This is a genomic window from Shinella yambaruensis (assembly GCF_022899355.1).
GTDB classification, from domain to species: Bacteria; Pseudomonadota; Alphaproteobacteria; order Rhizobiales; family Rhizobiaceae; genus Shinella; species Shinella yambaruensis.
In genome coordinates this window covers 30,950-45,057 of record NZ_JALJCK010000001.1, presented here as the reverse complement: position 1 = coordinate 45,057, position 14,108 = coordinate 30,950, and the positions used below count along the sequence as shown (strand labels likewise).

The window sequence follows — 14,108 nt, the reverse complement described above, 5'->3', positions numbered from 1 at the left end:
CATTTTCCGGGTTGACCCGGCAAATCCTCCTGCCTATGTTCCGCGCACTTCCGCGGGGCGCCTTCGCACCGCCAGGGAGCGCGTAGCTCAGCCGGTAGAGCAACTGACTTTTAATCAGTAGGTCCAGGGTTCGAATCCCTGCGCGCTCACCAAAAAATCAAAGGCTTAGCCTTTGAAATCAGCCCAAACGGGCTAAAATGACCCTCACACATGCCGCGTACAGTCTCGCAGCGCCACGAATACGCGTTGCTGCGGGATTGCATCGACCATGGTCGAAGAGCGCAGGGAGGCCGTCATGGATATGGAGCTGTTCATTTTTCTGGTTCTGGTTGTCGTTTTCGCAGGCGGCGCAGGCCTCGTGATCGGCGGCGCACGATGGATCGTTTCGCACCTGGTCGGTTTCGCCGACGAAGGACATGCCCACAGGCTGGCCCGCGCCCTTGGCAAACCCGCAAGCAAAGAAACGCAGATGCAGGGGTTGAGGAAGGGATTGATTTTGACGTCGGCCGGAGCCGCCCTCATGCTGGCTGGCTACTACGGCCTCAATGCCTTCACCGCATCCGAAAAAGAGGCGCGGCAACCAAGCGCACAGCTACCCGACTCGTTTTGAAGCCAGCCATGCCGACGCGAATGCGTCGATCTGGGCTCTTCGATCTGCAAAAGCCTCGACACGGATGCTTTCCCCCTTCCCCGACTCGGACCCTGTCGGGCAGGCCATGGGCCGCGACCTCCGCCAAGTCGCGCAAAGCATGAGGTGACCGGCCGCAACTCCCGCTCTTCCGATCGCGCATATTATGAGCGGCTGGCAGGCCGCCGTCGGAGGTGCTGTCAGTAGACCGCGTATTTCAGAAGCCCGAGCGACCAGTTGACGCTGCGGTTTTCCGTGTCGCGGGTCCAGGTCTGCTGCAGCGTGCCGGCAATGTCGGCGATGGTGGTGCGGGCGTCGAGTTCCTTGGTCAGGCCGTAGTCGTTGGGGGCGACCTTGGTGAGGTCGACGTCGTCGGCGATGACGATGGCGACCAGCACGTTTTCGCTCGGGCCTTCCGCTTCGAAATCGAAGCCGTAATAATCGTCCGGAATGGTGAGCGGGGTGTTAGCGGAGAGCGGCGTGATCTTCTGGGCCGCCTCGTTCGGGAAGATCTGGGTCGCCTTGCCCTCCTTGTCGACGTCGTAGAGGATGAGGTGCCCGCCCGTGCTGCTGGTCACGGTGATGCGGAAGACGTCGCCGTTCTTCAGGCTGTCGGAGGAGAGCGCCACCTTGACGTCGCCGGTCTCGGCCTTGCCGAGGATATCGCCGACGGCATCCACCGGGTCGGCGGCGACATAGGCGGTCTGCTGGGTGTTCTCGACCTTCACCTCCTCGACCTTGCCGTAGTCGGGCGTCTGCTGCTGGGTGTCGCCGCCCGTCTGCGGCTGCTGGTATTGCTGGGCGGTGGCGTCGGCGGTCGGCTTTACGGCGCTGGCGCCGAGCAGGGCGTAGTTGACCTCCAGCTGCGGGTCGAGGCTCTGGCACTGGGTCTGCGCGGCGCAATAGGTCTGCGATTGCTTCTTCACATATTCGAGCAGTTCGGCATTGGAGACGATGCCGTTGCCGTTGCTGTCGCCCGCGGCGATCTCGTGGCCGTTCACATAGGAAAGCGTGAAGACGCCGTGGCGCTCGTCCGGCGGCAGGCGCGTGTCGTCCCAGGCGACCTGGTAGGAGGAGGCGGCGCTCCAGGCCTCCACGCCGTTCTGCTTGGCGATTTCGGGCTTGTCGACCACCGCGACGTCGATGCGCAGGCCGCGCGTCTTGACCGCCTCCACCGGCTTGGCGAAGGGGCGCGGCAGGAAGCGCGCGCTTTCCAGCACCTCGCCGACCTTGGGCGAGAGCGAGCGCGAGATCGTGCCCGAATGGCAGGCGTCGATGACGATGGAGACGGCGCGGTCCTTGAGCTTGGCGAGCATCGCGTCGATCTCGTCGTCGAGAATGACATTGGTCCAGTCGCCGTCGCCGGCGGCGATGTCGAAGGTGGACAGCGCCTCGTCCAGCCCGTCCTCCTCGTCGCCGTTCTGGTCCTTCACCTGAAGGCCGTGGCCGGAGAAGTAGAAATAGACGCGGTCGCCGGGCTGGGTCCCGGCGATGAGCCATTCGTCGATGCTGGCGAGAATGGCGGCCCGGGTCGCATCCTTGTCGCGCAGGACGCGGATCGATTCGGGGGCGAAACCCTGCTTCTCCTTGAGCAGCTTCTCGATCAGCGGCACGTCGTTCTTCGGGCCTTCGAGGAACATCTTCTCGGGCAGCGTGGCATAGGTGCCGATGCCGATGAGAAGCGCCCGGTCGGCCGCCTTGGCGCCGGAAACGAGGCAGAGCGAGAGAAGAAGAGCGGCGGCGTAACGGATCATCAGAGCGTTTCCCGCGTGTAGAGGGGTTGGATGGCGACGCTCGCCTCCTTGCCGTCGAGCCGGGTCAGCAGCGCCTTCAGCAGGGTTTCGGACGTCACGGCCTTGTCGGCGAGCACCGCGCCGATCGCGTCGACCGGTTCCGCGGTCCAGATCGTGATCAGGTGATCGGCGCCGAAGGGCTTGACCACCTCGACATCCGTCAGCTTGAACTGCGAGCTGGCCGTGCCGGCCACCTGCATGTCGAGGAACTGCACCTCGCCCGTATTGGCGAGGTTGAAGACCAGCATGTTCGGATAGCGGCCGGGCGGGGCGTCGAAGCGCAGGCGGTTTCCGGCGGCGTAGATGTCCTTTGCCGGCGTGAGCGAGACGGAACCGGGGTTCTGGCTGGCGAGCGCCTTCAGGAAGTCAAGCAGCACATATTTGTCGACCACAGCCTGGATGCGGTCCGCCCCGACATTCTCCGCCGCCACATCGCCGTTCGGGGTGTAGAAGACGCCGCCCGCCACATCCCAGCGATAGGGCGTGCCGGTGCCGTCGGCGTTCTTCGGCCTGTCGGCGGTGCCGTCGATCTGGAGCGCGATGCTGCCCGTCCAGCCGAGCTCCCTGGCCGGCTTGATGGCCTTCGGCGTGGTCGCGGCGCCGCCGGTATCGGAGGTGTCCGTCGCCGCCACCGTGGCGGTCTCGACCGGAATGCCGCGCGTCAGCCGCACGACGACCTCGCCCTCCGAGCGCGCCACCTGCGGCATGAAGTTCGGCACCTGCAAGGCTTCCGAGCGGTTCTTCACGTTGGAGAAGATATAGTCTTCCAGCTCGATGCGGGTGATGACGCCGTCGCCGTCGCGGTCGGCGCTGCCTTCCACGGCGCGGGCGAAACTCCAGCTGAGCGCGCCGCGCGGCTCGCCGTCGATGATGACCTCCGGCGTCGGCTGGCTTTCGAGCGAGGCGGCGAGCACCGTCACCTGCTTGAAATCGATCTCCTTGAGATTGGCGCCGGCCAGCGCCTCCTGCGAGGGCGGCGCGAGCTTGACCGTGACGGCCGGCGCCAGCCGGCTCTTGCCGGTGACGGAACGGCTCATGCCGCCGGAAAAGCAGCTGTCGGACACGAAGAGCACATGCACGCCCTTGCTTTCCGCCTCGCCGAACCAGGCGTTCATCTCGTTGTCGACGATGATCTCGTTCGAGGTTTCCGCATAGCGGTTGCGATCGAAGCCCGGCAGCTGGAGGAATTCGTCGAGCCCGTCGGCCTCGTCGCCGGCGACCAGTTCGGGCATCTGCGCGCCGTGGCCGGCATAGGTGAAGATGATCGTATCGCCCGCCACCGCCTCAGCGACCATGTCGGTCCAGGCCTTGCGGATATCGTCCTTGCGCGCCTCGGCATTGGTGAATTTCCGCACCGTGAAGCCCGCCGCGCTCATCGCGCGATAGACGTCCTCCGCATCGCGCACCGCGCCGTCGAGGCTGACATCGTTGGGATACTGGTCGATCCCGACGACGAGCGCATGGGTCTGCGCGGCCCGGGCCGGAAGCGGCATTGCGGCGGCAAGGCAGAGCGCAAGAGCGGTTCCGGCAAAAGCGCGAAGCGGCCTCGCGCCGGCAGGTGCGCCAACACAAGATGGCAGGGCGCTCTCGCCTTTCGGGGAAAAGCGGAAAGGCTCCAGCAGGCGGGGCAGCATCCTGGTCATTCCACGTCCACTTCCACCCGGCGGTGCAGCTGGTTCAGCGTCTCCGTGTCATAGGCGCTGGCGTCGTCCGGCTTGAAGGGCTGGTCCTCGCCCTTGCCTACCACGGTGATCGTGCCGGCATAGCCGTTGCTGGAAAGATAGCCCTTCAGCGTCTCGGCACGCGCGACGGACAGCCTGTAGTTGGCGTCCGCCGAGCCGACGGGATCGGTATGGCCGATCAGCGTGATCGATGCGGGCTTGACCGCCTTCAGGCATTCGGCGAGGTCCTTCGCCGCCTCGATGCCCTCCGGCGTGAAGTCCGCCGTGCCGAAGACGTAGCGCACGGGCGTCGACTTCTTCTTGATCTTCACGCCGCGGAAGGAGACCTTGCAGCCGCCGCGCATGGCGAGCTGCACCGGCCGCGGCGCGGCAAGGCGCATTTCGCTGGCGAGCTTGTCGAGGCGCAGGATGTATTGCTCGTCCGGCGCCATCCAGTCCGGCGTCAGCGTCTCGTTCGAGCCGTCCTCCAGGGCGAGCTGGTAGAAGCGGGCCGCCTGTTCGTAATCCTTGCGCTCGCGCGCGAGGTCGCCCAGCGCATCCAGCACCTGCCAGGGGCCGCCATACTGGCGCTGCAGGTCTTCCAGCGCCTGCCGGTGGTCGGAAAGCTTTCCGCCGGCGCCGACAGCGGCGACGATGCGGTTGAAGGTGACGAGCGATGCGACGCGGCCGGTGAGCGCGCGCTCGTTGGCGCTGCAATTGGCCGTGCCGGCCGTTTCGGCGAGCGCGTGCGCCTTCTGTTCGTCCCCTGCGTTGAGCGCCTCGACAACGCCGGTAAAGGCATCGCAGGCCGCGGCAGCCGGAGCCGCTCCGGCCAGTACGAAAAGTGTCGCTGCAAGGGATCGCTTCAGCATTGTCGGTCCAGCCCTCATATCCTCATGGAAGAAACGGACAGGGGCCCGAAGGCCCCTGCCCCATGCATCATTTGATCTCGAACGTCACCATCTGGACGCCGCTTGCCCCGTTGTCCTTCTCGGCCTGCTTGGCGAGATTGATGGCAAGGCCCCGCGTTACCGGCTGCTTCGTGCTTGCGGCCAGTTCCTTGGCTTTTTCGGCCGTCAGCTTCTGGTCGCCAAGGCCGCCGATGCGGCAGTAGGCGATCATCGTTTCGCCGGGCGACGGCGAATCGAAGGTGAGGTTGCCCGTGCCCGGCTGCGGGATCAGGCGGCGTTCCCCGGCATTCAGCGTCGTATTGCCGATCATCACGTCCGGAATGATCTCCACGTTGCCGGTATCCTCCACATACATCACCTGCAGCTCGCAGGCATGGTTGGTGCTCAGTTCAAAGGCAAGGTAGTCCCCCACCTTCGCACTTGTCGATGCCACATGGACGGCAAGTTTCACCTTGCTCTCCTTGGCCTTGTCGTCCTGCTTGTAGGCCGGCACGACATAGCTCGCGCTCGCGGACTGGTCGCCGCCGGTCGCCTGGCCCTGCGTGCCCGCCTGCTGGTAGGCGTCGTTGCTGGCGGCGGCCTGCTCCTGCTTCTGCTCGGGCTGCTGCTGGTAGGCGTCGTTGTTTGCGACCGCCTGCTCCTGCTTCTGTTCCGGCTGCTGGTAGCCGGTATTGCCTGCCGTGTTCACCGCCCCGTCCGGGTTGACGCCGCGCTTCAGCGGCTCGAGCTGGAGCAGCGGCTGCAGCATGAAGGCATATTGCTCCTCGACCTCGACGCGCGGGATCGTGGCCCCCGCCTCGAGCGTGGCGACCCAGTCGAGGCCGATGCGCAGCGCATTGACGTCGGTGAGGCGGCGGATGTCGGACGAGAACTCTTCCGGCGTCATGTCGAACTCGGCCGCAAGCTGCTCGAAGTTCAGCTCGTCCTCGTACTTGTCGGCGAAGTAGGTGAAGATCTCCGCGCCGCCGGGCGCCTTCAGGCTGGTCTTGCCGCCGCCGGCCGTCGGTTCCGTGATGCCGAGGCGGTCGAGCGCGGCGACGAAGCGATCCGTGTCGCGCTTGTAGACCTCGTTCAGCTCCTCCTGCGGCACGTAGATGGCGAGCAGCTCGTCCTGCTGGTCCTTGGAGAACAGCGTCGAGGTCTCGATATGCTCGCGGAGCTGGTCGCGCTTCGAAAGGATGCCGTCGAAATGGCAGTCGAAGCACGAGCGCGCATTGATGATCTCGACGCCCTTGCCGATCGGCCGCTTGCGGAAGGAAACGATCGCCGTCGGGCCGATGTCGAGCTGGTCGCCCTTGTTGGTCGACAGGTAGTAGCCCTGCATGCCGTTCGGGAGCGAGAAGATCATTTCGCCGCCGTCATGCTCGAAGGGCTGGAGGCCGGCCTTCAGGCGAATGCCCTCCGGACCTGCCGGGAAGCGCTTCAGCACCTGCCGGCCGACGTCGCCGGCAAAGTCGTAGGATTTCCAGTAGTAGCCGCCGAAGGGCATGTCGTGCCGTTCCAGCATGCGGTTGTGGTCGGAAACACCCGAGGAACCGTCGGCAAAGCCGGCGCGGACGATGCGGCGGCGCTCGATGTTCTGCTCGACGGGCACGCCGAAACGCTTTTCCAGCTCGGCGATGTTCGTCGGCAGTTTCATGAGGCGGTTATAGACCTTCGGCCGGGCGCCGTTGCTCATGAACCAGTCGACGCGCATGATCGGCAGCTGCGTCTGCGTCGCCTTGGCAAGCGAGTGCAGCTGGGCGTCGCTGACGGGGTCTACGCCGTAGAAATATTCGTTGATCAGGAAGTCGTAGTCCTCTTGGCTCCATTCGAGATCGCGCAGGTCGACGCGCACGAGCAGGCCGTCGGAGCCCTCCACCTCTTCCGGCAGCACCAGCTCCGGCCCGTAGGAGAGCGAGTTGAGCAGCTTCTTGAAGCCGCCGGCCAGCACCCTCATGCGCTTCAGGAAGGTCTCGTGCGATTCGCAGCTCATCATGCCATTGTACTGGTCGCGATAGCTGAAGTAGCGCATGAACGGCTGGTCGTGCTCGTCGACCCTGGAGATGTCGCGCAGCGCCAGCTCGACGAAGTCGAGATATTTCAGCATCGGCCGCGAGCGCTCGGTCTTCGTGGCGGAGACGGCGGTCGGGATGGCGTCCTTGTTCAGCGAGTTGATCCAGTTGGCAAGGCTCTGCACCTCCGCATCGTCCGGGCGCTTGCCGAGCGGCATGCGGCCACTGGTGACGCTGGTGTAGAGCAGCGACTTGGCGGCATCGCCGGGAGTCACGAAGGCCGGATTGGCGGCGATCGAGGCAAGGTCGCCCGCCGGGAACGAGCCTTGCGAGCTTTCGCCCGGGCCATGGCAGTTGCGGCAATATTTGCCGATGAAGGCGTCTGCCGCCGAGGCGAACTCGGCGCTGCCGCCGCCGGCGGTCAGGGCACTTTCGGCAGTCGCTTCGCTGCAGACCGGCGCGGTGCTGGTCTCGACCGGCGTCACCTTCACCTCGCGGTCGGCGAGGAAGGCGTACATCGCCTGCTTGTCCTCGTCGGAGAGCGTCGAGAGGCCCTGCGCGATGCGGCGCATGACCGGGTCGGACAGCGGCGAACCGGAGAGTTTCTTGCCCTCGTCGATCAGGCCCCTGGTGAAGACCTCGTGCGAGGCAAGGCCGCTCATGCGCGCCTTGGTGATATCGGGCGCGACCGCGCCGGTCAGGCCCTTCTCCCCCTCATAGGCGCGGGCGAGATCGAGGCCATAGGTCGTGGTGCGCGGCGTGTGGCAATCGCCGCAGCCGCCGACATTCTCGACCAGGTAGCGGCCGCGCTCCATCTGCGTCTCCTCGCGCGGCTGGTAGGCCTGCACGGTGAAATGGCTGCGCTTCCAGAGCGTGATCGTCGTCTGGCGGCTGAACGGGAAGGCGATCTCGTGTTCCTTCGAGGCGGCATCGGATTGCGGCAGCGTCTCGATATAGGCCTTGATGTCCAGCACGTCCTCCGGCTTCATGCCGCCATAGGACGTGTACGGCATCACCGGGTAGAGATTGTCGCCGTCCTTCTTGAGCCCGACCATCACGGCGTTCAGGAAGTCCGCATTGGACCAGCCGCCGATGCCGTTCGGATGGGCGGAAATGTTCGGCGCGAAGAACTTGCCGATCGCCGTCTGCATCTCCATGCCGCCGGACAGAAGCTCGGTATTGTCGCCGGAGCCGTGGCAGGCGCCGCAGCCGGCGGCATTGAACAGGAGCTTGCCGTTTTCCGCATCCGCCTTGTAGGTGCCGAAGGCATCCGGCGCGAACTGATCGACGGCGAGCGCCCCGGTCGGACAGAATGCCGCCACGGCGAGGCCGAAGGCAGCGGCAAGCCGGGCGCCGGGGCTGAAGAATGATGTCCTGAACATGCGCATGGCTTGTTCCTTTCGCTCCATGGAGCCGGCGCACCGGCTGGAAATGCAATCCTTGAGACACAATTCCGGATGAGAAACCGCCTTGCAGTTTCCCCGGAAACTATCCTACCGAAACTCGAAACGCTCGAACTCGACACGGCGCGGCGCCTTGCCGAGTTCTCTCAATCCTTTTTCGATCGCCAGCCTGAGCGGCGGCGGACCGCAGAACCACAGGTCGGCCTCGGCCGGGTTCATGCTGGTGCCGGAGACGAGCTTGGTCGCGTCGAAACGCCCGTCCGTCGCCGAATTGTGCAGCACGAAGTTGAAGTTCTCGAGCTTTTCCGCCTGCGCCCGGAACGTGTCGAGGCCGATCGCCTCGGCCCCGTCGCGCACGCAGTAGACCATGTGGATGTCCTGCCCCTCGTCGCCCTTCAGCCGGCTCGCCATGGCGAGGAACGGCGTGACGCCGATGCCGCCGGCAAGCCAGATCTGCTTCTTGCCGCCGCGCCTGTGGTTGAAATGCCCGTAGCCGCCCTCCAGCGTCAGCGCATCGCCGACCGCCACCGCCTCGCGCAGCGCCTTGGTGTAGTCGCCGAGCGGCTTGATGGCGAAGCGCACCGAGCCGTCGTCCTCGATGCCCGCGATGGTGAAGGGATGCGGCTCGCGCAGGCCCGGCTTGTTGACGCGGAAGAAACCGAACTGGCCGGGCATGGCCCTGAGCTTGCGGCCCGTCGGTTTCGCCGAGATGATCGTCGCCCCGTCATGGCGCTCGACATTCACCACCTCGTATCTTCGCGTGCGCAGCCAGGGCAGGAGCTGGGTATAGGCGTAGCTGAGGATGCCGAGCGCGGCGAAGAGGTTGAGATAGACCGCCAGCAGCACCGTGCCGTCATAGGGCCGCTTGATGAACATCTGGTGGAAGGCGACGAGCACGAAGAGCAGGCCGATGAAGCGGTGCGTGATGCGCCAGTACTGGTAGGGAATCTGGAAGCGCGTCTTCGGGATCACCTTCACCAGGCTGAGGACGAGCAGGAAGACGAAGCCGTAGAAGGCCCATTCGCCCGCCGTCCTGGCGAGCACGTTGAGGCCGCTCGTCACCGACAGGCCCTGGAAATCCGGCGCCACGAAATAGTGCACGAGGATAAGACAGAGCACCGCGATGCCGATCTTGCGGTGGAACTGGTAGATGCGGTCGAGCCCGCCGAACAGCTTCTCGATGAAGGGCGGACGCGTCGCCATGAACTGCGCAATGCCCATGGCGACGAAGGCCATGGAGGAGGCCATCAGGGAGAATGTGGTTCCGGCATTGGTATGGCTGACGGCCGGCACGGCCAGCAAGCCGGCAAAAATGATCAAAAGTGTTGCGACGATGGAACCCGCAGTCAACGTATGCCCCCACAAATTCAACTGGTCCGGTCCGAAATCCAAGGCATGCTGGCAAGGCCCATGACGTTCGTCAACCGCATTCCTCCTATCGACGGGCGGGCGCACGGCTTTATTCGGGATGGTTTTTTAGGAACGGGAAATGTCTCGGGACGGCGGGGAGCGCGGCGCCGCGGGCCGGGCACGGATACGAAAAGGGCGCCGTCCGGCGCCCTGCAATGCGTTCCCTATCGCCGGCCCGGCTACTTGGCGAACCGCTTGAGCTCGTCACGCGCCCGGTCGGCGAGCGGGTGGTCCGGATGGCGCGCGATGAACAGTTCCAGCGCCTCGCGCGTGCCCTTCGACTTCAGATTTTCATATTCCGCCTGTACGGCCTTTTCCGGATCGGAGGGTTTCGCCATGATGCCGCCCGTGCCCGCGGGCGCTTCGCCAGCCGCCGCCAGGACAAGACAGGTGCTCGCCACAATAGATATCTTCGATAGCAATTTTAACCTCCGGTCGAATACCATTCGGTAATTATCCGTCCTGTGCTACGGGGCTTCCATCTCACCACGGGAAGCGTGCATGTTTCAAGGGTTCACAGAATCGACCCGAATTGCGGTCTATCCAAGGCACGCCCCACGACATCCAGCATAGCAGGAGAATGCGACATGACAGGTATCGGCAAGACCACCAAGACGATCGGCAAGACCGGCATAACGATGATTGACGGCGTTCTGTCGGGAAATGCCTGGTCGGGCTCGGTGACCTATGCGTTTCCGACCTCTTCCTCCGCCTACACCTATGCAGGCGAACGTGACAACGGCTTCGGCACGATATCCTCGATGCAGCAATCGGCTGCCCGCTTCGCACTGGATGCGAGCTTCGGCAATGCGGCGAACAACGGCTTTTCGGTCGAAGGGTTCACCCGCCTCTCCGTTTCGCAGGGAAGCGCGACGAGCTCCAACCTGCGCTTTGCCGAATCGAACGACCCGAGCACGGCCTGGGCCTACTATCCCGGCACGACCGATGGCGATGGCGACCTCTGGTTCGGCCGCTCGTTCGACTACCGCTCGCCCGTCGCAGGCAACTATTCCTGGGCGACCATGCTGCACGAGATCGGCCATGCGCTCGGCCTCAAGCACGGCCATGAGGCGGACGACGGTTTCCCCGCCCTGCCCGCCAGCAAGGATTCGATGGAATATTCCATCATGACCTACCGTTCCAACGTCGGCGGCCCGGCCGACGGCTACAGGAACGGCGAGTTCGACTATGCCCAGACCTACATGATGGCCGACATCGCCGCCCTGCAACGCATGTACGGCGCCGACTTCTCGACCAATTCCGGCAACACGGTCTACAAGTGGAAGCCCGGCAGCGGCGACACGCTCGTCAATGGCAAGGTCGCCATCGATGCCGGCGGCAACCGCATCTTCGCCACCATCTGGGACGGCGGCGGCAAGGACACCTACGACCTCTCCGCCTACAAGACCGGCGTCAGCGTCGACCTTCGCCCCGGCCAGCATTCGAAATTCAGCGATACCCAGCTCGCCCTGCTGAATTTCGAAAGCGATGCCTATGCCCGCGGCAACATCTTCAACGCCCTCCTGTTCAAGGGGGACCAGCGCTCGCTGATCGAGAACGCCAAGGGCGGCAGCGGCAATGACGTGCTGCGCGGCAACCAGGCGAACAACACGCTGCAGGGCAATGCCGGCAACGACAAGCTCTACGGCATGCTCGGCAACGACAAGCTCGACGGCGGCAAGGGCAACGACGTGCTCACCGGCGGCGCGGGCCAGGACGACTTCGTCTTCAAGAAGGGCTACGGCCGCGACACGATCACCGACTTCAAGGACAATGTCGACGATATCGACCTGCGCTCCTACAACTTCTCCAAGGTCGACACCGTGCTCGGCAAGGCCTCGCAGGTCGGCGACGACGTGCATATCAAGCTCTCGGCCACCGACATCCTGATCCTCGACGACTTCAAGCTGAAGGATCTCGACGCGCGCGACTTCCTGCTCTGATTTCCAGCAAGAATCCGAGCGCAGCACAGGCCGGAACCCGGGTTCCGGCCTTTTTTCGTGCCACGTCGCAAGGCCGCCCCTGATATATCAGAACAATGGACATCTGTTTGGGCGCATGCCACGATGTGATATATCAACAGGGAACCCGACATGACGGAAAGCGCGGCCTCGCAAGCCCACCTCGCCTATCTCGCCCTCGAAGGGCTGATCGTCACGCTCAAGCTGAAGCCCGGTTCGCTCGTCACGGAACGCCAGCTCATCGCGCTTGCCGGCCACGGCCGCACGCCGGTGCGCGAGGCGATCCAGAAGCTGGAATGGCAGGGCCTGATCGCCGTGCGCCCGCGGGCCGGCCTGCAGATCACCGCGATCAGGCCCGAGGACCATGCCGAGGTGATGGCGACGCGACGCCAGCTCGAACCGCTTGCCGCCGATCTCGTCGCCCGCCATGCCGGCGAGGCGCATCGCGGCGAGCTCGTCGCCTGCGCGCAGGCGATGACCGCCTGCTCGATCCATTCCGACATGGAAGGCTTCCTTGCCGCCGACAAGGCGTTCGACGAGATCATGGAGGCGGCCTGCCCCAACCGCTTCCTGACGGCCGCCCTCGCCCCGCTGCAGACCCATGCCCGCCGCCTCTGGTTCGCGCGCGCCGACAACCGGCAGATGGACCGCTCGGTGGACCTGCATGTGAAGGTGATCCGCGCCATCCGCAACGCCGACGGCCCGGCCGCCGCCACGGCCATGGCGACCCTCATCGACGATCTCACCGATTGAAACGAAAAGGGGCAGCCCGAAAGCCGCCCCGTCAATCCTCAAGGAACCGTTCGCTCAGTCGACGAAGGCGCGCTCGATGACGAATTCGCCGGGCTTGTTGTTGGCGCCCTCGATGAGGCCCGCCTCTTCCAAAAGCGCCTTGGTTTCCTTCAGCATCGCCGAGGAGCCGCAGATCATGCCGCGGTCGACCGCCGGGTCGAAATGCGGCACGCCGAGATCGGAAAACATCCTGCCGTTGCGGATGAGGTCGGTGATTCGGCCCTGGAACGGGTAGTCCTCGCGCGTCACGGTCGCATAATGACGCAGCTTGTTGCCGACGACTTCCGAAAGGAACTCGTGGTTGCGGATCTCCTCGACGAGGTCGAAGCCGTATTTCAGCTCGGCGACCTCGCGGCAGGTATGCGTCAGGATAACCTCGTCGAACTTCTCGTAGGTTTCCGGATCGCGCATCAGGCTGGCGAAGGGCGCGATGCCCGTGCCGGTCGAGAACATGTAGAGCCGCTTGCCCGGCGTCAGCGCGTCGAGCACCAGCGTGCCGGTCGGCTTCTTGCGCATCAGCACCGTGTCGCCCGGCTTGATCTGCTGGAGATGGGAGGTCAGCGGGCCGTCCGGCACCTTGATCGAGAAGAACTCCAGTTCCTCGTCCCAGGAGGGGCTGGCGATCGAATAGGCGCGGTAGACGGGCTTGTCACCGACCATCAGGCCGATCATCGCGAACTCGCCCGAGCGGAAGCGGAAGCTTTCCGGACGCGTCATGCGGAAGCGGAACAGGCGATCCGTATAGTGCTGCACGCTCGTCACCGTCTCGGCGAAAACGCCGGCGGGGATTGCGGAAGCGACAAAATCTTCGGTCTTGGCAGGTGCGTTCATTTCGGGATCGGTCCTGGCTTCGCGTCGAGAAAATTTGACGATAGGCAGATATTACATGTTGAGCGGCAAAGGAAGGTATTCCGTTCCAATGCGCTGATTGGCCGCGCAATAGTTTGCCGTTCGCGCCGATTTTGCGCAAGGCCGGCCGCCCGGCGTTGATCTTGCGCAAACCTGCCATGAAATTGCGGCTATTCGCCGGCCGGCTCCCGCCCTCAGGCCCGCCGGCGCCAGCTGTAGGAACCGACATCCTCGGAGGGACGGGCGGTCGGCTGGTAGTGGTTGTCGATGCCCGGCAGGCGGTTTTCCGCAAGCCGCTTCAGCGCCGTCGCATTGGTGACGGCGAAGCTGTCGATGCCACAGCGCAGCATCAGCGGGATCTGGTCGATCAGCACGTCGCCGACCGCCCTCACCTCGCCCTTGAAGCCGAGGCGCGCGCGCAGCAGCGAGGCATGGCTGAAGGCCCGCCCGTCGCTGAAGGCCGGGAAGGCGACCGCGACCAGCGCGATGCGGTCGAGATGGCCTTCGAGCCTGCGCACGTCGTCCGCCGGGTTGATCAGCACGCCGAGGCCGGTCTCGTCGGTCTCGGAGACCTTGGCAAGGAAATCGCCGAGGCCGAGGATCGCCTTCTCGTTCGAGCCCGCCTTGGTCTCTTCGCTTTCGATCACCCAGGGATCGTCGGTCACGAAACCGGTTTCGTTCCAGATTTTCGTCATCACCGGTCTCC

Annotated in this window: 11 protein-coding genes and 1 tRNA gene; 4 read left to right on the top strand and 8 right to left on the bottom strand. The window is 64.7% G+C overall.

Annotated features, from left to right (window positions below; translation table 11 throughout):
* Positions 1–76 precede the first annotated feature (76 nt).
* A tRNA-Lys gene (locus MUU56_RS00210) sits at positions 77–152 on the top strand.
* Positions 153–295: 143 nt separating this feature from the next.
* Entirely contained in the window at positions 296–610 is a 315-nt protein-coding gene (locus MUU56_RS00205) for a hypothetical protein (RefSeq protein ID WP_244765355.1), read from the top strand.
* Positions 611–828: 218 nt separating this feature from the next.
* Here the strand turns inward: MUU56_RS00205 and MUU56_RS00200 are convergent, their stop codons facing one another.
* From MUU56_RS00200 to MUU56_RS00175, 6 genes are all read right to left on the bottom strand, one after another.
* Positions 829–2,382, bottom strand: a complete 1,554-nt coding sequence (locus MUU56_RS00200) for a caspase family protein (protein ID WP_244765354.1) — start codon at positions 2,380–2,382, stop codon at positions 829–831.
* Positions 2,382–3,914, bottom strand: a complete 1,533-nt coding sequence (locus MUU56_RS00195) for a caspase family protein (RefSeq protein WP_244765353.1) — start codon at positions 3,912–3,914, stop codon at positions 2,382–2,384. The genes MUU56_RS00200 and MUU56_RS00195 overlap by 1 nt, the downstream gene beginning before the upstream one ends.
* Before the next feature lie 146 nt (positions 3,915–4,060).
* Positions 4,061–4,954 carry an OmpA family protein gene (locus MUU56_RS00190; protein WP_244765352.1) on the bottom strand — a complete coding sequence of 298 codons (894 nt, stop codon included), beginning with the start codon at positions 4,952–4,954 and terminating at the stop codon, positions 4,061–4,063.
* Positions 4,955–5,021: 67 nt separating this feature from the next.
* On the bottom strand, positions 5,022–8,375 hold the full coding sequence (locus MUU56_RS00185; RefSeq protein WP_244765351.1) for a c-type cytochrome: 3,354 nt from the start codon (positions 8,373–8,375) through the stop codon (positions 5,022–5,024).
* Positions 8,376–8,480: 105 nt separating this feature from the next.
* Positions 8,481–9,740 carry a ferredoxin reductase family protein gene (locus tag MUU56_RS00180; protein ID WP_244765350.1) on the bottom strand — a complete coding sequence of 420 codons (1,260 nt, stop codon included), beginning with the start codon at positions 9,738–9,740 and terminating at the stop codon, positions 8,481–8,483.
* A 239-nt stretch (positions 9,741–9,979) separates the two neighbouring features.
* Positions 9,980–10,201: a hypothetical protein gene (locus MUU56_RS00175; protein ID WP_244765349.1), complete on the bottom strand. Its 222-nt coding sequence runs from the start codon at positions 10,199–10,201 to the stop codon at positions 9,980–9,982.
* Between the two features lie 186 nt (positions 10,202–10,387).
* Between MUU56_RS00175 and MUU56_RS00170 the strand changes: the two genes are divergently transcribed.
* Entirely contained in the window at positions 10,388–11,743 is a 1,356-nt protein-coding gene (locus MUU56_RS00170) for a M10 family metallopeptidase (protein WP_244765348.1), read from the top strand.
* A gap of 150 nt (positions 11,744–11,893) precedes the next feature.
* The gene (locus MUU56_RS00165) at positions 11,894–12,514 is read left to right on the top strand and encodes a GntR family transcriptional regulator (protein ID WP_244765347.1); all 621 of its coding nucleotides are present in this window, start codon (positions 11,894–11,896) and stop codon (positions 12,512–12,514) included.
* Between the two features lie 54 nt (positions 12,515–12,568).
* Here MUU56_RS00165 and MUU56_RS00160 read toward each other — a convergent pair whose 3' ends face one another.
* Together MUU56_RS00160 and MUU56_RS00155 are read right to left on the bottom strand one after the other, a co-directional pair.
* Positions 12,569–13,384 carry a ferredoxin--NADP reductase gene (locus MUU56_RS00160; protein ID WP_244765346.1) on the bottom strand — a complete coding sequence of 272 codons (816 nt, stop codon included), beginning with the start codon at positions 13,382–13,384 and terminating at the stop codon, positions 12,569–12,571.
* 212 nt (positions 13,385–13,596) lie between these two features.
* Entirely contained in the window at positions 13,597–14,097 is a 501-nt protein-coding gene (locus tag MUU56_RS00155) for a DUF934 domain-containing protein (RefSeq protein ID WP_244765345.1), read from the bottom strand.
* Positions 14,098–14,108 lie beyond the last annotated feature (11 nt).